At 63.7% G+C, this 20,006-nt stretch carries 12 protein-coding genes; 5 read left to right on the top strand and 7 right to left on the bottom strand.

The window, feature by feature from the left end:
• Positions 1-69: 69 nt before the first annotated feature.
• From ACR9Y2_RS31210 to ACR9Y2_RS31200, 3 genes are all read right to left on the bottom strand, one after another.
• Positions 70-3,324 carry an FtsX-like permease family protein gene (locus tag ACR9Y2_RS31210; RefSeq protein ID WP_435045795.1) on the bottom strand — a complete coding sequence of 1,085 codons (3,255 nt, stop codon included), beginning with the start codon at positions 3,322-3,324 and terminating at the stop codon, positions 70-72.
• The gene (locus tag ACR9Y2_RS31205) at positions 3,321-3,977 is read right to left on the bottom strand and encodes an ABC transporter ATP-binding protein (protein ID WP_435045794.1); all 657 of its coding nucleotides are present in this window, start codon (positions 3,975-3,977) and stop codon (positions 3,321-3,323) included. Before ACR9Y2_RS31205 ends, ACR9Y2_RS31210 begins: the two co-directional genes overlap by 4 nt.
• Positions 3,978-4,072: 95 nt before the next feature.
• The gene (locus ACR9Y2_RS31200) at positions 4,073-6,160 is read right to left on the bottom strand and encodes a winged helix-turn-helix domain-containing protein (RefSeq protein ID WP_435045793.1); all 2,088 of its coding nucleotides are present in this window, start codon (positions 6,158-6,160) and stop codon (positions 4,073-4,075) included.
• A 119-nt stretch (positions 6,161-6,279) separates the two neighbouring features.
• Between ACR9Y2_RS31200 and ACR9Y2_RS31195 the strand changes: the two genes are divergently transcribed.
• Positions 6,280-6,978, top strand: a complete 699-nt coding sequence (locus tag ACR9Y2_RS31195) for an aspartyl protease family protein (protein WP_435045792.1) — start codon at positions 6,280-6,282, stop codon at positions 6,976-6,978.
• On the opposite strand, the gene ACR9Y2_RS31190 is transcribed toward ACR9Y2_RS31195, so the two are convergent.
• Both ACR9Y2_RS31190 and ACR9Y2_RS31185 read right to left on the bottom strand, forming a co-directional pair.
• Positions 6,979-8,391 (bottom strand): DUF1501 domain-containing protein, encoded by a 1,413-nt coding sequence (locus ACR9Y2_RS31190; protein ID WP_435045791.1) that lies wholly within the window; start codon positions 8,389-8,391, stop codon positions 6,979-6,981.
• Positions 8,388-11,447, bottom strand: coding sequence for a DUF1553 domain-containing protein (locus ACR9Y2_RS31185; RefSeq protein ID WP_435045790.1), 3,060 nt, complete (start codon positions 11,445-11,447; stop codon positions 8,388-8,390). The genes ACR9Y2_RS31190 and ACR9Y2_RS31185 overlap by 4 nt, the downstream gene beginning before the upstream one ends.
• Positions 11,448-11,600: 153 nt before the next feature.
• Here ACR9Y2_RS31185 and rsgA point away from each other — a divergent pair, with 153 nt between their 5' ends.
• On the top strand, positions 11,601-12,467 hold the full coding sequence (rsgA, locus tag ACR9Y2_RS31180) for a GTPase RsgA (protein WP_435045789.1): 867 nt from the start codon (positions 11,601-11,603) through the stop codon (positions 12,465-12,467).
• A gap of 15 nt (positions 12,468-12,482) precedes the next feature.
• Here rsgA and ACR9Y2_RS31175 read toward each other — a convergent pair whose 3' ends face one another.
• Complete coding sequence (locus tag ACR9Y2_RS31175) at positions 12,483-14,174, bottom strand: arylsulfatase (RefSeq protein WP_435045788.1); 1,692 nt, start codon at positions 14,172-14,174, stop codon at positions 12,483-12,485.
• A gap of 31 nt (positions 14,175-14,205) precedes the next feature.
• On the opposite strand from ACR9Y2_RS31175, the gene ACR9Y2_RS31170 reads away from it, so the two are divergent.
• The 3 genes from ACR9Y2_RS31170 (at position 14,206) to ACR9Y2_RS31160 (ending at position 18,620) form a co-directional block, all read left to right on the top strand.
• Positions 14,206-16,665, top strand: coding sequence for an ABC transporter permease (locus ACR9Y2_RS31170; protein ID WP_435045787.1), 2,460 nt, complete (start codon positions 14,206-14,208; stop codon positions 16,663-16,665).
• Positions 16,666-16,729: 64 nt separating this feature from the next.
• On the top strand, positions 16,730-17,749 hold the full coding sequence (locus ACR9Y2_RS31165; protein ID WP_435045786.1) for an ROK family protein: 1,020 nt from the start codon (positions 16,730-16,732) through the stop codon (positions 17,747-17,749).
• Positions 17,750-18,011: 262 nt separating this feature from the next.
• Positions 18,012-18,620, top strand: a complete 609-nt coding sequence (locus ACR9Y2_RS31160) for a hypothetical protein (protein WP_435045785.1) — start codon at positions 18,012-18,014, stop codon at positions 18,618-18,620.
• A 7-nt stretch (positions 18,621-18,627) separates the two neighbouring features.
• Here the strand turns inward: ACR9Y2_RS31160 and ACR9Y2_RS31155 are convergent, their stop codons facing one another.
• Positions 18,628-19,974: a serine hydrolase domain-containing protein gene (locus tag ACR9Y2_RS31155; protein WP_435045784.1), complete on the bottom strand. Its 1,347-nt coding sequence runs from the start codon at positions 19,972-19,974 to the stop codon at positions 18,628-18,630.
• Positions 19,975-20,006: the final 32 nt, after the last annotated feature.

Raw genomic sequence — 20,006 nt, 5'->3', positions numbered from 1 at the left:
GCCGCACGCGGATTGTTCGGCCAGAGTGCCACTGCCCCTCGACTCGCTCGCCATCTCCCCCGAATTCTACTATTCCGCCCGCAGCGAACCAACCATCGGCATCCGCACCGCCGCCCGCGCCGTCACCCACGCCGCCCCCAAACCCACGGCAAAGATCACCAGCAGCGCCCCAAACATCGCCATCACCGGCCAGCCCGACCCTTCCCCCGCCAGCGCCGGACCCACGGCCACCAGTGCGCTCAGGAACCCGGCCAGCAATCCCGCCGCCAGCACCGCGCCCGTTTCCATCAGGATCATCCTCGACAGTTGCCGCGGTTCATACCCCGCCGCCCTCAACATTGCGAACTCCCGCCTTCGCTCCCAGACATTGCGGATCATCACTACCCCCAATCCAGCCGTCCCCAGCAGCAACCCCAATACCCCCAGCACCTGGAACGCACTCAAATACGTGTTCTCCACCCGGTGGTACGCCGCCAGCCGCGCCCGCGCCGGTTGCACCGCGAACCCATAGGCACTCAACGCCTGCTCCAGTGGACGCGCCGCCTCCAGCGGACCCTTCAGCAGAAATACCCGCCACCCCGTCACGTGCGGAAACAACCTCACGAAATTCTTTTCACTGATCAGCAATTCGCTCTGGAAAACGCTGCCCCGCAGTGCCGCCACCAGCCGCAACCGCAGCGGCGCAGCCCCCTCCCGCGCCACCTCCACCTCGTCCCCCACCTTCTTGTGCAACACATAGGCCAGGGAATTCTGGTCCACTATCGCCGGAATCGTGCCCCCATTCATCTGCGATTCCAGCAGCAGCCACGGATTCGCCTGCGTTTCGGCCGACTCGCCCGTCGACGCCGTAAACTGGAATCCATTCGATCGCAGAAACCCCTGAGGCACACCCAGAATCCGCGGATCCTTCGGGATATACAGGTTCAAATCGCTCACATCATCCCCAGGCCGCAGCCGGAACCGCGCCCACTGCAGCGAACCCGCCGCCTGCAGCCCCAGTTGCTCCAACCCCTGCCGCGTGCCTCCGTCGTACACCAGCGGCGCCTGCGATTCCGCATACAGCGCATAGCCGCCCGTCCCCTCCAACGTCTCCTTCTGCCGGAACGACTCCATCGCCACCAGCAGAAACGCACAGGGAGCAATCAGCGCCAGGCTCAACACCGTCCGCCTTCTCCTCCACGACAGGTTGCGCAAGGCCAGCCGGAACAACGCCCGCTTCCCGGGAATCGCCACCAGCGAAGGATACGGCCGCCGCAGCAGCCAGTCCATCCAGATCGTCAACGACGCCAGCAGGCAGGCGCCCGCCGCAAAGCAGCCGGTCCGCGCCCCAATCGTGCGCAGCACTGAGAGGCCCACCAGCGCCAGTGCCGCCGCCAGCGTCCCCCAACCCGCCAGCTTCAACCACGCCGGAGCGCTGTCGTCCGCCGTCTCCTCAATGTGGAACGCCTTCGGAGCCAGCCCCTCCCAGTTCCGCATCGACATCCATACGCCCAGCGCCGCCGCCGCCGCCCCGGCCACCGCGCCCTCCGCCATCAGCCGCCCGTGCACACTCAAATGCAGCAGCTGCGTGCCCGTCGCTCCGTTCCACCAGTTCTTCAAACCCGTCAATATAAAGGCCGCATACAGCGGCGCCAGCAGCAGGCCCACCGCGACGCCCGCCACCACCACCACCAGCCCTTCCACTTCAAACAGGCGCAGCAGCGAATCCGCCGGAAAGCCCAGCGCCAGCAGCAATCCCGTCTCGCGGTCCCGCTTCTCCACCCCCAGCCGCAGGATCAGCACCATCAGCAGAATCGCCGCGAACACCAGGAAACAACTGAAATACGCGAAATACTCGCCAAAGTCGGTCGACCCCGCCGCCGCCTCCAGGCTCTGCCGCCGCACCGCCCGGATCGTGAACAAGCCCGCCAGCGGATCGATCTCCGATCGCAGCAGGTTCCTCAATTGCGGCTCGTCCTGCATGAATCGCACCGATGTATATGACCCGAACCGCGTCCCCCACAGCTTCCGGCCCGCCTCCAGCGGAATCCACGCCTTCGGTGTCGTCCGGTACAAATCCCAGTACATCTGGTCGCGCGGCCGGATGCGTCTCCGGTCCATTGCAAACGGAGCCGCCCACTTCACCATCTGCGGCTGATCCGTAAACCCCGGCACCGGCGGCATAAAGTCACGGTCCGCCGCCAGCCCCGCAATCGGCACCACGCCCGCCAGTTCAAACTCCGCCTTCGTCTGCTGCGGCGCCCAGTTCGACTCGCCTGCCGCGAACTCCAGCGTCACCTTGTCGCCCAGCTTCACACCCAGATCGGCCGCCGCCCAGTCGTTAATCAGAATCGGCGGCTTCTTCGTCTTCGGCAGCGGCTTGTCATCGTGGATCTCCGCCATCGAGGCATCATCCAGGGCCGCTACCGCGGAGTACGGAATCGAGTGCCCGCCCACCCCAATCGTACGCACCCATGACACCAGCGACGGCCGCGCCAGTACACCCAGCTCCTTCGCCGTCTCAATCGCCTTGTCCGCCATCCGGTCGTCCAGGATCGTGCTCTCGTGCTCCAGCACCATCTCGTCCGTCGACGCCCGGTGCCTCAGCCGCAGCCCGACATCTTCCATCTGGAACTTCGACTTCAGCCGCGCAGCCAGTTCGGTCCCACCCCGCGGCCCCGAGAGCAGCACCACGTTCACTTCGTTGGGAACACCCAGCTCGTACTGCAGCCAGCCCAGCGGCACGAACACCGCGCGCACCTCGCCCTGCTCCGCCTGCAGGGAAAAATCACCCAGGCTCTCCGGCTGCACTCCGTGCGCCACCCTTACCTGCAAAACAGCCGCCGTGCCGTCCTTCGTCCCCTGCGGAGCCTCGCGCGGAATCGTCACCGGCCGCTCCACCAGCACGGAAACGGCACTGCCTGCCCGCGCCCCCAGTTCCGCCGCCAGCGCCTTGCTCAGATACGCTTCGCCGCCCGTGGGCGCATGGCCCGCCTGTCCGTGAAACTGATAGAAGGAGTCGTCCACCCCATAAACCACCACACCCGCGCCGCGGCCCGACAGCCCTTGCGACGCCCGCCCCTCCGCCGCCACCAGACCGCAACTCCGCCATTCCGGCCGGAAGAGTCCTGCGACCTCGTGGCGGAAGTAGCCCCGCGAGGTCAGCGTGTGTTCCGTCCCGCCCAGCCGCTGCGTTACCAGGCTCCCCAGGCTGTGCCGCACCGAATGCCCCGTCAATAGGGCGCCCGTGATCACCGCCGTCGCCGCGGCCGCGCCCAACGTTGCCGCCAGGTGCGATCGCCGGTAGAACACCAGCGACCGCCACAGGTACTGCAGCCGCGTCACAATCGGCCATCCGTCAGCAGCACCCGCCGGGGCAGCTTCGACGCGATCACCTGATTGTGGGTCGCCACCACCAGCGTGACGCCATATTCCTTGCGCAGCTTCTCCAGCAGTTCCGCTACTTCGTTCGCCGCCGTGCTCTCCAGGCTGCCCGTCGGCTCGTCGCACAACAGGATCTTCGGCCCCCGCACCATCGCCCGCGCCACCGCCGCCCGCTGCTTCTCCCCCGCTGACAGCGCCGCCGGCCGGTCGTTCAGCCGCTCCGCCAAACCCGCTTCTTCCAGCAGCTTTCGCGCCCGCTGCGGACCCATCGTGTCTTCCGGTCCGATCATCAACGGCACCATCACGTTTTCCAGCACCGTCAACTGCGGCAGCAGGCAATGATCCTGAAATACGAAGCCCACCTGCTCGTTCCGGAACTTCGCCTGCCCGGCTTCGTCCAATCCAAACGGATCCACACCGCCCACCTTCACCGTGCCGCTGGTCGGCCGGTCCAGTGTGCCCACCACCTGCAGCAGCGTCGACTTGCCGCTACCCCCCGGGCCCACCACCGCCACTCCGCCGCCATCCTCCACCTCCAGGCTCAGGCCGCGCAACACCTGCACCGCCCCGCCTGGACTATCGAAGGTTTTCACCAGCTCTCGCACTTCGAGCATCGGGATCCTTGCCGCAACAGGGCCGCCTCGGTCTGGCCAATACGCCCATTCGCTCCGCTTATGTTAGCGAAACCCCGGCGTGTTGCGCAGCCGTTTCAACGCTCCTGCAGCAAAAAGATGTTGCTCCTCACTTCGCCCCGTTCGAATACAATCCTGTCCGAAATCGGCGACCACGTCGGATACCGCACATAAACCGCCAGTGACCGGTTGTCCGACAGCCGCCGTGTCTCTTTACTGGTCCGCGAAGTCCAGTATAGATTCCACACGCCGTCCCTGAATCCCGCATAAACCACCCTGTCTCCATCCGGAGCCCATCCGGCCGGCCACGCGTGCCCTCGCCCTTCCGTCAGCACCACCGGAGCTCCGCCCTCCACCGGCACCATCACCAGGTTCGTGTTCTCCCCCTGATGCACTTCCCCCACCACCCAACGCCCATCCGGAGCCCACAATGGAAACCCGATCGAGGCGTCCTTCGGCGAGATTTGGCGAGCCGCGCCGCCAGCCAGATCCTGCACCCAGATGCTCTTCCGCCCGCCTTCGCCTGTTCTTTGCGTCACCACGCTGCGGCCATCCGGCGAGAGCCGCGCCCAGGCGTTCGGCTGCCCCTCCACCGGAACCTTTCGCAGTACCCCCTCCAACGATGTGAAACACATGCTGAACCCGCCTTCGTCCTTGCACAGGGTCGCCAGCTCCTTCCCATCCGGAGTCCACGACGGCATCCTCTCCCCCGGCGGCAGCGTCGTCACCTGCCTGGCGTTCCGCCCGTCCGCATCCATCAGCCAGAAATCCCCCGGCTCGCCAAACCGTCTCGAAAAGTACGCGATCTTGCTCCCATCAGGCGAGAACACCGGGAACGAATTCCGGAAGCTTGTGTCCTGCATCAGCACCTTCGGCTCGCCGCCCCCGGCCGGAATCTCACTCAGGGAGGTCGTCAGCTTGCTCACCGAAATGGCGAGCGCCGAGCCATCCCTGGAGGCCGCCAGGTCCCGCGGCATCGTGCCCGCCAAAGTGGCCGTCACCCGCCGCGCCTCGCCCACCGTCCCCCCGCCGCTCAACCCCACCTTGATAATGCTCACCCAGTCCTGTTTGCCATGGCCGACATAATATAAGGTGCGGCTGCCCGCCGCATAAGCCGTCGCGCCCAGCATCGGGACCGGCAGCTTCACCCTGGAGGCCGATCCACCCCGTGCGCCGATCGACCACAATTCCGGCCACGACACCCGCGTTGTTGACACGAACAGGATCGCCCCCTCCGGCATCCACAAAGGATTTGAATGCGCGCCCGGCGCGCTGTTCAGCCCTGTCAACTGCCGCGCCGCTCCACCCTGCGCCCCCACCACCCAGATCGTCGACGCGCCGCTCGGCAGCAGGTCCAGCGGTGAGAGCGAGAACACCCCCTCCGACTGGAATGCGATCTCATGGCCGTCCGGCGACCACGCCGGCCGCGACCCGAAATCCGTCACCATCCGCGCCACTCCGCCCAGTGCCGGCACCACCCCGATGCCGCCGCGCCGCTGCGATGTGAACGCCAGGTACTGCCCGTCCGGCGACCACGACGGTTGTAGATTCTGCATCCCGTCACTGGTCACCTGCAGCTCCCGCCCACCCTGCGCCAGCGGCCTCACATAGATCTCGAATCGGCCCGAGCGGTCCGACGAATAGGCGATAGACCGGCCATCCGGCGAGAAACTCGGGCAGATATCTACACCTGTAGAAGTGGTGAGCTGCATCATCTGGGGCGGCAGGGGAGCCGCCTGCTCCCGGCGCAGCCACCAGAACAACCCAAGCAGCGGAATGGCGGCCAGGTAGAACAGCACCCGTCGGTTCATCCGCTTCACCGGCACGACCGGCGTCTCGCTGACAGTCCGCACTTCCGGCAGGAACCGGTAGCCAATCGTCGGCACCGTCTCAATCACCCGCGAGTCCCGGGCTGTATCCCCTAGCTGTTTCCTCAGTTGCGCGATCACCCTCGTCAGCGCGTTATCCGAAACGAACGTCCCCGCCCAGACCGCTTGCACCAACTCGTCCTTGGTCACCGCACGGCCCCGGTTTTCCACCAGGTAAACCAGCACCCGGAACGCCTTGGGCTCCACTTCCAGCGCCGCGCCGCCCCGTAACAGTCGGTGGCCGCGTGTCTCGATCACTACGTCATCGAACTGATAAGAAAGACTTTCCACTAACATCACCAAACCATCATCCTTCCATCACGACTCACCTGGCGTACTAACCATACGCTGCCGTCATGAAATTAGTTCTCTGCCTTTTGATGGCCAGTGGTTGGACGTACGGATTCGCGGAACGAATGCCTGCCGCCGAAGTTCGTTTGAACGGAGCCGGACCTTTCCACTTCGCCGTCGACACCGGGGCAGGCTCCACCTTGATCAGTACGCGCCTCGCCGCCGCCGCTCGGCTCAAAGCCGATTACCGGGTCGAGATGGTCACCGCTGCCGGCAGCCGCATCGTTCCAGCCACCGCGAAGACCGCGCTCTCCGTACCTGGACTCGAAGTCCCCAATGTCGAGGTGCTTTGGTGTGATTGGCCGCTGCCGGACGGCGTCGATGGCATCCTGGGACAGAGCTTCCTGGCCGGTCAGTCCTACCGAATCGACACCCGGGCTGGCCTGGTGACCTTCGGGGCGTTCCCGGTCTCCGCGGGGCAGACGGTACCAATCGAGTGGATCGACGGCCGGATGGCGGTCAAAACTATGGCGCCCGGCCGCCGTACGCTCCACCTCATCGTCGATTCCGGAGCCTCCGAGATTGTCCTCTGGCCGAAACGGCCGCTGCCCCTGACCGATGTTGGCCAAGCTGTCGCCTCCAGCCATGCCGGCAGCAGTTCCGTCCCGCTGGTCCGGATTCCCTGGCTGCAAATTGGCTTCGTCCGTCTCAAAGAGCCCTTGGCGGGTCTCATGGCCGGAGATCACAACGAGGATGGCCTGCTGGCGACCCGGCACTTCCGCCACGTGTATGTCCTGGGAGATCGCGTCGCCTTCGAGCACTAGCTACTTCAGGATGCCCTTCACCACCGAGGCCTTCTCCACACCAGTTAGCCGCTGGTCCAAGCCTTGGTACTTGTAAGTAAAGGTTTCATGGTTGATCCCGAACTGTTGCAATAACGTGGCTTGCAGATCACGCACATGCACCGGATCCCTCACGATGTTGTAGCTGAACTCGTCCGTCTCGCCGTGCACCGTACCGCCCTTGATCCCGCCGCCGGCCAGCCACAGGCTGAAGCACCGCGGGTGGTGGTCGCGGCCGTAATCCTTGTCAGTCAACTTACCCTGGGAGTAGATGGTCCGCCCGAACTCCCCGCCCCAGATCACCAATGTGTCATCCAGCATGCCGCGCTGCTTCAGATCCTGTACCAGGGCGTATGAGGGCTGGTCGACGTCCTTGCACTGCGACGGCAGCACCTCCGGCAGGTTCCCGTGCACATCCCAACCGCGATGGTAGATCTGCACGAACCGCACGCCCCGTTCCATCAGTCGGCGCGCCATCAACACACTGTTGGCGAACGTGCCCGGCTTCTTGGCGTCGTCCCCGTACAGCTTGTAAGTTGCTTCGCTTTCTTTACTTAGATCGGTAAGCTCAGGTACGGACGTCTGCATCCGGAAGGCCATCTCATACTGTTCGATACGGACCCGCGTCTCCGGATCGTGCAGCCGGTCAAACTCCATCTGATTTAACTGGCCCAAGCCGTCCAGCATCCGGCGCCGGACCTCGGGCGGCACCCCGTCCGGGTTATTGATGTACAAAACCGGGTCGCCCGCCGCTCGGAGCGCGACTCCGGAATACTGACCCGACAGAAACCCTGAACTCCACAGCCGGGCGGAGATCGCCTGGACGTTAGCCTTTGGATTGCTATGAGTTGCGTTCAAAACGACAAATGTTGGCAAGTCCCGGTTCATGCTCCCCAGGCCGTAAGCGATCCACGACCCGATGCACGGCTTGCCCGCGATCATGAACCCGGTCTGGATGAACGTCATCGCCGGTTCGTGGTTGATCGCCTCGGTGTGCATCGACCGGATGATGGCGATGTCGTCCGCCATCTTCCCCATGTAAGGAAGCAATTCACTGACATACGCGCCCGACTGCCCGCACTGGTTGAAGTTGAACACCGACGGCGCAATGGGGAACCGGCTCTGGTTCGACGTCATCGTGGTCAACCGCTGGCCCTGGCGGATCGAGGCCGGCAAATCCTTATCGAACCACGACTTCATCGTCGGCTTGTAATCAAAGGTCTCCTGCTGCGGCGGAGCCCCCACCATGTGCAGGTAGATCGCCCGCTTCACCTTAGGCGGAAAGTTGGGCAATTGTGGACGGGCCGAATCTGCGCTGAGGAGTTGCTGCAGGGCCAGGGCGCCGAAACCGCGCGCGCCGCCGCTTAACAACCGCCGTCGAGTCATCTCGTTCATTTCGTCAGCACCTCGTCCAGATTCATCAGCTGGTTCGTCACCATCGTCAGCGCCGCCAACTCCACCGCCGGCACCGCCGGATCCGCCTTGCTGGCGCCCACGCTCACCAGCTTCTTCGCATCCTCCGGCTTGGTGTCGTAATACTTTAAGAATTCCTTGTATGACGCTCTGACAACAGTAATTTCTTTGTCATTCAACGGTCGCTCGAGCAGGTTCTGCGCGACGAATGCCAGCTGCCGGTCGACATCCGTTTTAGCGCTTTCCATCGCCCGCGTAGCCAGCGTCCGGGCCGCCTCGACAAACTGTTCATCGTTCATCGTGACCAGGGCCTGCAGCGGAGTGTTCGTCCGCTCCCGCCTGACCGTGCAGGTCTCGCGCGTTGGCGCATTGAAGATCTCCATCGAGGCCGGCGGCGCGCTGCGTTTCCAGAAGGTGTAGAGGCTGCGGCGGTAGAGCTTGTCGCCGCTATCCTCCTTATAATCCCTGGTGTTACTGCCGTTCATCGCAACCGCTTCCCAAACTCCGGTGGGTTGGTAGGGCCGGACGCTGGGCCCGCCAATTGTTGGAGTTAGAAGGCCGCTGGCCGCCAGCGCGTAGTCGCGAATCATCTCGCCTTCCATGCGGTAGCGGGGTCCGCGGGACAGCAACCGGTTCTCCGGATCCTTCTCGAGTTTCTCCGGCGTGGTCAGCGCCGCCTGGCGATAAGTGGAAGACGTCACCAGTAGCTTGAAGAACTTCTTCACGTCCCAGCCGTTGTCGCGGAATTCGATCGCCATCCAATCCAGCAATGGCTGGTTGACCGGACCCTCGCCCTGCGACCCGAAGTCCTCTGCTGTCTTCACAATCCCGTCGCCATAGAGTTGCTGCCAGAAGCGATTGACGGTCACCCGCGCGGTGAGCGGATTGTCAGGCGACATCAGCCATTCCGCCAGCCCCAGCCGGTTGTGCGGCATGCTGCTAATCATGGGCGGCAGCACCGATGGCGTGTTTGCGTCGACCTTGGCGCGCGGCTGATCGTACATGCCGCGATACAGGACATGCGCGAATGGCTTCTGGTCTGTCCGCTCTTCCATCACCAGCGAGATCGCGCCCCGCTTGCGGATGGCGCGCCGCTCCATGTCCAAGTCATGAAGTTCTTTGGATACAGCCTGATAGGCCGGATCCTCGTTCAATCGGTTAAACAGCGCCAGCGAAGCCGGTTCACCCGGATTCAGCAGTGACGCTTCCTGCAGCGAGAGGGCCTGTGTGAAGATCCGGAAGTCGGCGATAGCGCCATCCTCGTCACGCTTCGGATTACCTAGCCTCAGGGGCACCTCCGTCTTAAAGCTTCCCTTGATGGAATCGCCCGCATCCCGCTGAGTGCCAATCTCTTTCTGATTTAAGAAAAACCGCACACCCAGCGCCGCGCCAGTGCCATCATAGGCCATCACCAGGTGATTCCACGTCCCCGGAATCACTTGGTCGAGATGACCGCCGCGGACCTCCATCGACTTGCCCTCATCGCCATAGAACCGCATGCCCACCACGCGGCCACTGACAAACAGCATCCAGCCACGGTTCTTTTCCTTCGTATCCAGCTGGGCGGCGATAGTATAGGTGCTCTCGCCGTGCGGGTAGTAGAACCACGCGCTCAGCGTGAAGGGATCCTTGACGTCCAACGGCAAACCGGGTAACTCCAACTGCGAACCGGGCGCGAAATGCAGGGCCGTGCGCGCCGGCCAAGGCGATCCGCCGAGAGTTAACCCCTTACTGAATGCGGCATTGACCCGCTCTCCTTGAGACTCCACTTGAATAGCGCCATTGGGCTCCACCGCCAGACGGGCCTTCGACGGACCAGGCTGCGCACTGCCCGTCAGGGCCTGGCGCCGGTTCGTCAATTGGTCAACCAGCGAAGCTTCCCTAGTGCGGATGGCAGCCCAGCGCGGCCGGTCTTCCTCTTTCGGAACAACCACGATCGGTGGCGTATCGGAGATATTGCCATCCATGATGTTCTGGGTCGTATTGCGGAAGAACGCCCCCAGGGCATAGAAGTCCTTGGAAGGAATCGGGTCGAACTTGTGGTCGTGGCAGGTGGCACAGCCAACAGTCAACCCGAGGTAGACCGCGCCGATCGTGTCCGCCCGGTCCTTCGCGTAGATTGCATCGTACTCATCGATGATGATGCCGGCCTCGTTGGTGGTGACATTGCAGCGCTGGAAGCCGGTGGCAATCTTCTGCTCCAGGGTCGGATTCGGCAGCAGATCACCCGCGAGTTGCTCCTTTGTGAAGCGGTCGAACGGCATGTTGGCGTTGAACGCCTGAATCACCCAATCCCGGTACGGCCAGATCTCGCGGTAGTTATCGATGTGGATTCCATGCGTATCTCCATAGCGCGCCGCATCCAGCCAGTAGCGGGCCCGATGCTCGCCCCAACGCTCACTGGCTAGATACCGATCTACCAACTTTTCGTATGCGTTAGGCGATGAATCTTCAACAAATGCTTCTACTTCCTCTGGTTTTGGAGGAAGACCCGTCAGATCGAGAGCCAGCCGCCGGATGAGAGTTCGCCGGTTCGCCTCCGCAGCCGGAGCCAGCCCTTGGGCTTCCAGCTTCGCTAACACGAACTGATCAATAGGGTTACGGACCCACCCGGTATTCTTTACCGGCGGTGGATCCTGCTTTACCGGCGCGGAAAAGGCCCAATGCTCCTTCCAGTCGGCACCCTGTTCGACCCAGCGCTGCAGCGTCTCCTTTTGTTCTCTAGATAAAGTTTTATGTGAATATTCTGGAGGCATCCTCTTGGCAGCAATCGGGTTATTAATCCGTTGCAAAAGTAAACTCGTCTTGGGGCTCTTTGGAACGATGACTGTGCCGTTGGCGCGCTTGGAAAAGGCGCCTTCCCGGGTGTCGAGACGCAGGCCCGCCATGCGCGTCGTCCTGTCATTGCCGTGACAGTGGAAGCAGGCATCCGACAGGATGGGCCGCACCTCCTTTTGGAAGTCGACCGGCTTCGGCGGCGGAGCGGCGTGGGCGCCGGCCGCCCAGAGAAGAGCGATAACGCAAACAGTGCGTGTCATGGAAGATTGGGTAGGGATAGTATATCGCCAGTCCCGAGTGAAATGAGATATTCTGTGGTTTGCCTTTGTCGGTCATTGTCCTCTAACTCGAAGCGGCCGAATCCTCTCACGGATTCCTAACGAAGCCTGCGGTGTGTTTCGAGGACAACTCCATTGCTTTCCACATATGGCTGGTCACCCGCACGGGCTGACCAATTCGCAGAGTGGCATCTGCGCGGCTGCGTGCCCGGCCGCGTCCTGCGCCAGGAGTACGGCTCCTGGCTCATCCAGCTAAGTGATACAGAACATTGGGTCCGTCATGCCCGAAAGGGCGTCGCGCCCGTAACCGGAGACTGGGCTGCGGTTCGCTCCACGCTCGACTGCGTAGAAGCCATCCTGCCCCGGCAAAGCCTGATCGAGCGCAAAGCCGCCGGCAAACGGCCCGAGCCCCAACCGCTCGCCGCCAATGTCGATCTGGCTTTTATCGTCATGGGTTTAGACCACGACTACAACCTCGCCCGGCTCGAGCGCTACCTGATCCTGGTGGAGACCAGCGGCGCCCGCGCCTGTATCGTTCTCAATAAGCGAGACCAACATCCGGCACCCGACGCCTGCGCCATCGCCACCCGCGAAGCGGCCCGTGGTGCCGAGGTGGTACTCCTTTCTGCCTTGCAGGACGATGTACCGGCCCTTCTGGGGGGAGTCTTGGGACTGGGCGAGACGGCCGCCCTGCTGGGCTCCTCCGGCGCCGGCAAGAGCACGATCACGAACCAACTATTGGGTTCGAACGTTCAATTGACCCAACCGGTGAGAGAGGACGACAGCCACGGCCGGCACACCACCACCCGCCGCGAGCTGCATCTGCTGCCGCAGGGTTGGCTGCTGATGGACCTGCCCGGCCTGCGCGAAGTGATGCCGTGGACGGACGAAAAGGTAGAAGTCCGGTCATCCAAGCTCAGGGCCGAGCTCGAGGAGCTGCGCGAAAAGCGGGCGCTGCGGAAAGAGATGCTGCATCGCCGCGAAATAAAGAGCCGGTGGTAGCGGTGCAGTTCACCGTCACTTGCCGGCGCGCAGCTCGATGTAGTGCGCGCCCACCTGGCGGCCAGCGAGTTGGAGGCTTCCCTCTATCTTCGCCGGCCCCTGGGGCAGGACCACTTTCGACAAGACAGCCTGAACCGCACCGGCCGGCACGGGCACCTCCTGCCGGATTGGCCCACAGGTGAGCACGGCGACCGAATCCTGGGTGGTAGGGGGGAATCGCAGCGTAACTACGAACTCTGTAGTACTACGCACGTCGATTATATAGTGACCTAACCCGTCCGCATTCCAAGACGCCTGCGGTCCCCGCCAATCCTGACGCGAGAGTATGACCGGATTCTCGTGCGGCGTCCCCACGAAAATGCGAGGCGGAGCGTAGCCGCGCTCGGCCGAGACGTCGGCGAACCAAGCGTCGTACTGGTAGCGGAGTTCGCGGGCGACAGCCGGTTCTGCAGCGGCCAGATTGTTCTGCTCGCCGGGATCGGCAGGCAGGTCGTAGAGTTCCGGTTCCTTCTTATCCGTGCCGACGAGCTTCCAGCGATCCGTGAGGACCGCGCAATTCCGGAACGCTTCCGGAGCGTCGCCTCGGTGCCACTGGAAGTACAGGGACCGCTCGACCGGCGGCGCCAGCAGGGACCGGCCGTCGAGCTTGCGGTCTTTCGGCAACGGCACCCCGCAAGCGTCGAGAACGGTGGGCAGGAAGTCGACGTGGGCAGCAATGCGCGAGTCCTTCGTACCAGGCTGAATCTTCGCCGGCCAGCGCAGGAAGCTGGGCACGCGGATCCCGCCTTCATAGGGGGTGGTCTTCAGGCCGCGCAGTCCGGCGTTAAACCTCTTCTGCTGCGGACCGTTGTCGGTCATGAACCACAGCAGGGTGTTCTGCTCCAGGCGGAGGCGGCGCAGGTGGTCGATCAGCCGCCCGATGTTCGAGTCGAGATTGGCGACCATGCCGTAGATGCGGGCAGTGGTCTCGTCGAGTCCGGCCTGGCGGTAGGGTTCGGCCCACTCGTCTTTGATCTCCAGCGGGGTATGCGGCGCATTTGTGGCGATGTAGGTGAAGAAAGGCTTTCGCCTGTTCTTCTCGACAAACTGCATCGCCTCGTCGAAGAAGATATCGGAGCAGTAGCCCTTGCGGAGGGCGCGCCGGCCGTTCAGCTCCAGCGGCGGATCGAAGTAGCCGGTATTGGGCGGCGACGCGGGTTGGGCGAGGCCGCCACCGCGCAGGGTCAGCGCGGTCTGGAAACCCTGATCCATCGCCCGCAGGGGGTAGTTGTCGCCCAGGTGCCATTTTCCAAACAGGCCCGTCTCATAGCCGGCGCCGGACAGCGACTCGGCCACGGTCACTTCGCCGGAGTGCATCATCGAGCGTCCGAGGTAAGTATCGACGACGCCGGTGCGGTAGTTATAGCGGCCAGTCATGAGGCACGACCGGGTGGGCGAGCACACGGGCATGACGTGGAAGCGAGTGAACTGAACGCCCTGCTGCGCGATGGCGTCCACGTTCGGGGTGCGCAAGTGCGGGTTGCCGTGCAGTGACACGTCGCCATAGCCCTGGTCGTCGGTCAGGATGAAAATGACGTTGGGACGGGCCGGCGCCGCCTTGAGGACAGTGGGGGCGAAGGCGGAAGCGAGGGCGGCACGGCGGGTGAGCATTTTCGACAACGATACCACCGGGACGAGGCTGTTGCCGATATCCGCATAATTCCGCATACGAACGACTTCGTTGTACGTCTATGCTGCAATGGAGAAGCTTATCAAAGACGTACGCCACGCCCTGAGGATGTTGGCCCGAAGTCCGGGCTTCACGGCCGTGGCGGTGGCCGCCCTGGCGTTGGGGATCGGCGCCAATACGGCAATCTTCTCCGTGGTGAATGGCATTCTGTTGCAGCCTCTGCCCTACAACGGAGCCGACCGGTTGGTTCGATTGCAGTTGAAGTTTCCGGACGGCAGCGGCAATTCCATCTCGATTCCAAAATTCACGGCGTGGAAGGCCAACACGCCGGCCTTGCAGTACATCTCTGCCTTCAACAACACCGGCCCGGGGCTGAACCTGACGGGCGGCAGCACGCCGGAGCAGGTGAAGGGCATTCACGTCTCAGCCGACTATTTCCAGGTCTTCGACGCAGCGCCGGCCCTGGGCCGCGTTTTTTCGCCTGAGGAAGACAGGCCCAACGGGCCGAAGCTGGCGGTGCTGAGCCATGGATTGTGGAAGCGGCGGTTTGGCGGAGACCCCTCGGTGATTGGGCGGGTGCTGGTACTGGACGGCGAGGGGTATTCGGTGATTGGCATCCTGCGGCCCTCGTTCCGCTCCTACCCACCGGCCGAGATCTACCTGCCGCTGCAGGTGGATCCGAATTCGACGAACCAGGGCCACTATCTTGGGGTGGCGGGCCGGTTGAAGCCGGGTGTCCAGATCGAGGCGCTGCAAGCGCAGATGGCGGCGGCAGCCGAGCGCTTCCGGGCGGCGTACCCGAAGTCGATCGACAAGCAGGAATCGGCCACGGCCGTACCGTTTGGCGAGGCGATGGTGGGGGACGTGAAGAAGCCGCTGCTGATCCTGCTGGGGGCGGTGGCGCTGGTGCTGCTGATTGCGTGCGCGAACGTGGCGAACCTGTTGCTGGCGCGGGCGACGCACCGGTCGCGGGAAGTAGCCATCCGGGTCGCGCTCGGCGCGGGCCGCTGGCGCATCATCCAACAACTTTTGACGGAAAGCATCCTGCTGGCGCTGGCCGGGGGCGTGGCTGGATTTGTCCTGGGCGCCTGGGGCGTGCGCGGGTTGATCGCTCTGAGCCCGACGGGCCTGCCGAGGGCGGAGGAGTTTGCCCAGTCGGCTGTGCTGGACTGGAGGGTGCTGCTGTTCTCCCTCGCAGTCGCCATGGGGACGGGGATCCTGTTCGGCCTCTTCCCTGCCCTGCAGATCTCGCGGACCGACGTGCACGGCACCTTGAAGGAAGCTTCGTCGCGTTCGGGCACGGGGCGACGCCACTGGGCCCGCAATGCCCTGGTGGTGACGGAAATCGCGCTGGCGCTGATCCTGCTGGTGGGCGCGGCGCTGTTGATCCGGACCTTCGCGGGATTGCGGCAGGTGCAGGCCGGGTTCAATCCACACCAGGTGCTGGCCTTTGAAACCTCGCTCTCCGGCTCGAAGTACAAGCAGACGGCCCAGGTGGAGCAGTTGTCCAGGGAGGTGGTGCGGCGCCTGCATACGGTGCCGGGCGTGACAGCCGCGGCGATTGTGCCGTTTCTGCCATTGGAAGGCGGCTTCGGACTGGGCTTCACGATTGTGGGGCGGCCACTGGAAGGCGGGGCGGAATCGACGGGCGGCGCCACCTGGATGTATGTGTCGGATGAGTATTTCAAAGCCCTGGAGATCCGGGTGGTGCAGGGGCGTGCGTTTACAGAGCGCGATACGAAGCTGTCGTCGCCGGTGATGGTGGTCAACGAAGCCTTTTCGAAGCGGTATTGGAAGAAGGGCAGCCCGATGGGGGAACGGATCGACATCGGCCGGGGCATGGGGCCGGACTTCGCTGAGCAACCGCGCGAGATCGTAGGCGTAGTGGGCGACGTGAAGGAGCAGGGGTTGGGCAGCGACGCGCCTCCAGTGATGTACGTCCCGCTGTCTCAGTTGAAGGACAGCTTCATGGCGCTGAACAACTCGATAGCCCCGTTGAGCTGGGTGGTGAAGACGTCGGTGGATCCGCTCACGGTGAGTGCGGCCGTGCGCCAGCAGGTGCTGGAAGCGGACAGCGGCGTGGCGGTGGCGCGCGTGCGCGCGATGACCGATGTGGTGGGCGAGTCGACGGCACGGGAAGACTTCAACATGACGCTGCTGACGCTGTTCGCGGCGATTGCTCTGCTGCTGGCGGCCATCGGAGTGTATGGCATGTTGTCTTACTCGGTGCAACAGAGAGCGCAGGAGATCGGCATCCGCATGGCGCTGGGGGCGCGCGGAGTGGACGTTCTCAGGATGATCGTCAGCCAGGGCATGCTGCTGGCGGGGCTGGGCGTGGCGATCGGCCTGGCCGGCGCATTCGGGCTGTCCCGGTTGATGGCGTCCCTGCTGTATGGGGTGAAGCCGCAGGATCCGGTGACGTTTGGCGTCGTGGCGGGCATCCTGCTGGTGGTCTCGCTGGTGGCGTGCTGGATTCCCGCCTGGCGGGCGATGCGGGTGGATCCGCTGATTGCGCTGCGCTATGAATAGGACCCCTGAGTCCTGCTACTGTGTAGAATTCGGGTACTGACTTCAATTAACCGAGGTAGCAGCGATGCAGGTAGTAGCAGGAGTGGACCTTGGCGGCACGGCCGTCAATTACACACTGATTAACGCGGAAGAGCAGTTTTTGATCAGCGGGTTGCAGGAGCATCCGGCGCGATCGAAAGAGGGTCCGGAGATCTGTCTGCAGCAGATTGTGGACGGGCTGCTGATCGCGGTGGAGAAACTGGGCCTGACGATGGACAACGTCGCCGTGGTGGGCCTGGACACGCCGGGTCCGGCCAGCGCCTCGGGTGTATTGAGCGCGGAAGGCTCGACCAACTTCGTGCACGCGGACTGGGCCTCGTATGACATCCGCGAGAACCTGGCGCTGAAGCTCGGCAAGCCGGTGTCGTACCTCAACGACGGCAATGCGGGCGCTCTATGGGGCCACTTCTCGCTATTCGGCGGCACGTCCGGGTCGACCTCGATCTCGGCGATTGTCGGGACCGGGCTGGGCGGCGGCGTCATCATCGAAGACAACGTGGTGAAGGGGCGCAAGGGGTTCGGCGGCGAACTGGGCCATGTGCTGATCCCTTACCAGGGCATTCGCGGGATTGAAGGCATTGTGCCGCAGTGCAATTGCGGTCGCGTGGGCGACCTGGAATCGCTGTGCTCGCTGACCGCGATCGAGAAGACTTTTCTTCCCTATTTCTTTAAGAAGTACCCGGGCCACGACCTGGAGAAGCTGGGCGATATTCACAAAGCGGCGAAGGCCGTGCGCGGGCTGGCCGAAAAGGGCGATGCGCTCTGCAAGGAGATATTCCGGGTGCAGGCGCACGCGCTGGGCGTGTTCTTCGACGAAATGGTGAATACCTTCGATCCGGATGCGCTGATTGTGGGCGGCGGCGCGATTGAGACGTCGGAAGAGTTCCAGAACTGGTTTATCTCAGAGATTCGCGCCGGCATGCCGGAACAGCGGGCGGAGCAGGCCGATATCCCGATCCACATTATGCCGAACGGAGATACGGCTGGCGCGCGCGGCGCAGCTGTGGAGGCATTGAAGATCGCCCGCCAGGGTGGGCTGATTTAGTTCATTTTTTCGAGCCTGGAAAGACGGCGCGGAGGCGAGGCGGCTCGCTACCGCGCCGTCTTTGTTTTGGGGGATATGGCGAATGGAGTGGCCAGCGGCGGGCTGTCTTTTAGCGGTATCCGCATCCCGCAGTCAAGTCATACTCCGTGATACTGGATGAACAAGCGACACCAATTTTGTGACATCTCCACATTAATTCGTGATTATTTAGCCTTTTCTATACAGTCCTCGGCGCGGCGCTCCGATTTCATGGGGAGCCGCTATGTCCTATATCGAATACGTAACCTCTGACGATCACGTCAAAGACATGCTGCCCGACCTGGCGAAAGCCAACCAGTTCAGCATGGAGGACCTGAAGCAGAATCGGACGGGGCGCATCAGCGATGCGCAGTGGATGCGGCTGCTATTCCGCGCCCTGCGGCCCGTACGGTATACAGGTGGAGCCCTGCTGGGCTGGCTGCTTTGCTGCTTCATCATCAAGACACTGGTGCCGGACATCATCCTGACCATTGCTTCCTATGTGGGGGCGAAGGGGCTGGGCATCGTCTTTGGCGGCGCCACCCTGGCCTGTGTGTTTGCCTTCGTGATCTCGGCCTTGCGCAGCGCCCGCACGATGGCCCTGCTGATTTTCGACCTCAAAGAGGGCAAGGCCACCTGCCTGGAAGGGCGCGTGTCCCACAGCCGGGAGGAAGAAGAGGGCCTGGGCATGGCCCGGCTTCACGGCGAAAAACACACCAGGTACTGCTACGTCATGAAGGAAGAGTACTTCGACGTGGACGAGGACGCGTTCAAGGCGCTGCCCGGGGGCATGGTGGCGCGGCTGTATCACACACCCAGGAGCAAGCTGCTGCTGTCGATCGAGCCAAAGTAAGGCGGCATTACTTCAGGGCGTTGAGGATCGGCGGCAGGTAGCGGTTGGGATCCCAGACGGCGCCGACGCGCGTGAGGCCCATGCGCACCAGGACCACGCGGTGAGAGGGGATCACGATCACCAACTGGCCTTCGTAGCCCTGGAACGAGAACGTATCCTCAGGCAGCAGCGGCCACTGGCGTTCTGCGACAGAACCGCGATTGAGCCACAAATGCGCGCCATAGCTGCCGTGGGGCGCGGACGGGGCCGGAGTCGTGCTGAATCGGACCCAGCCTTCGGGCAGCAGGCGGCGGCCGTTGAGAACCCCATCCTCCAGAAAGAGCTGACCCAGCCGGGCCCAGTCACGGGCCGTGGCGTAGGCAAAGGAAGAGCCGACAAACGTGCCGCTAGGGTCGACTTCGAGGGTCATGTGGCGGGCGCCGATGGGCTCAAACAGGGCTTTCCGGGGGAAGTCCCAGTAAGCCCGGAGGTCACCGTGGAAGGTGTCTCGCAGCAGCCGGCTGAGGACATTGGTGGTGCCGCTGGAGTATTGCCACTGGACACCCGGCGCCGCTTCGAGCGGCATGGCGGCAGCATAGGCGCCTGCGTCGGGTTGCCGGAACAGCATGTTGAGCGCGTCGGCAGGCAGCGCTGTGCGGAATTCGCGGAAAGCGAGGCCGCTGGACATACGCAGCAGTTGTTCGGGCGTGATGGCATGACGCGGATCGGCGGGATCGGCCCATTCCGGCACGGCGGCCGGCCGGTGGATGTCGAGCGCTCCGCCGGCTACCCGCAGGGCCAGCAGGGCGTTGGTGATGCTCTTCGCCATGGACCAGGAGAGCAGCGGCCTGTCGCGGTGGAAGCCTGGCGCGTAGCGTTCGGCGACGAATTGGCCATCCCGCATGACGACCAGGGCGCGGGTGCGCAGAGGATGAGCGCCGCCGGGCTCTTCGCTGGCGAACTGCAACAGGGAGTCGATGGCGCTCGGCGGCAGCGGGGTTTCGGGCGGCGGCTCGGGCCCGGGTTCGGGGACAGGCTGGGCCCGGAGTTCCGCTTCGGTGACTCCAATCAACAAGGTGCAGCCGAGAGCGGGCCGGTAGATGGCGCGGCGGGTCCAGAGACCCAGGACGGAAGCCGAGGCGGAGTCCGTTCCGGCGGAAAAGCGCTGCACCGCAGCCAGCGGATTTTCGGGGCGGAGATCCTGGTCGATCACGTCCTGGGGCGTGCGACGGGAGAGAAAGACGTCGGAGCAGAGGGTTTTGGCGGCGGCGGCGTTGGCTGTGGCGGCGATGGAATGCACGGCATAGCCGGCAGCCGCGAGGAGCAGAAAGAAGGCGGCGGACAAGAAATAGCGAAGGAGCGGCCGTCTAGACATGGGCTCCGTCGACCGATGACAGCATGGAAGTC

The organism is Paludibaculum fermentans (assembly GCF_051172195.1).
Lineage (GTDB): Bacteria > Acidobacteriota > Terriglobia > Bryobacterales > Bryobacteraceae > Paludibaculum > Paludibaculum fermentans_A.
The sequence above is the reverse complement of the archived record's forward strand: the minus strand, read 5'-3'. Positions and strand labels throughout refer to the sequence as shown.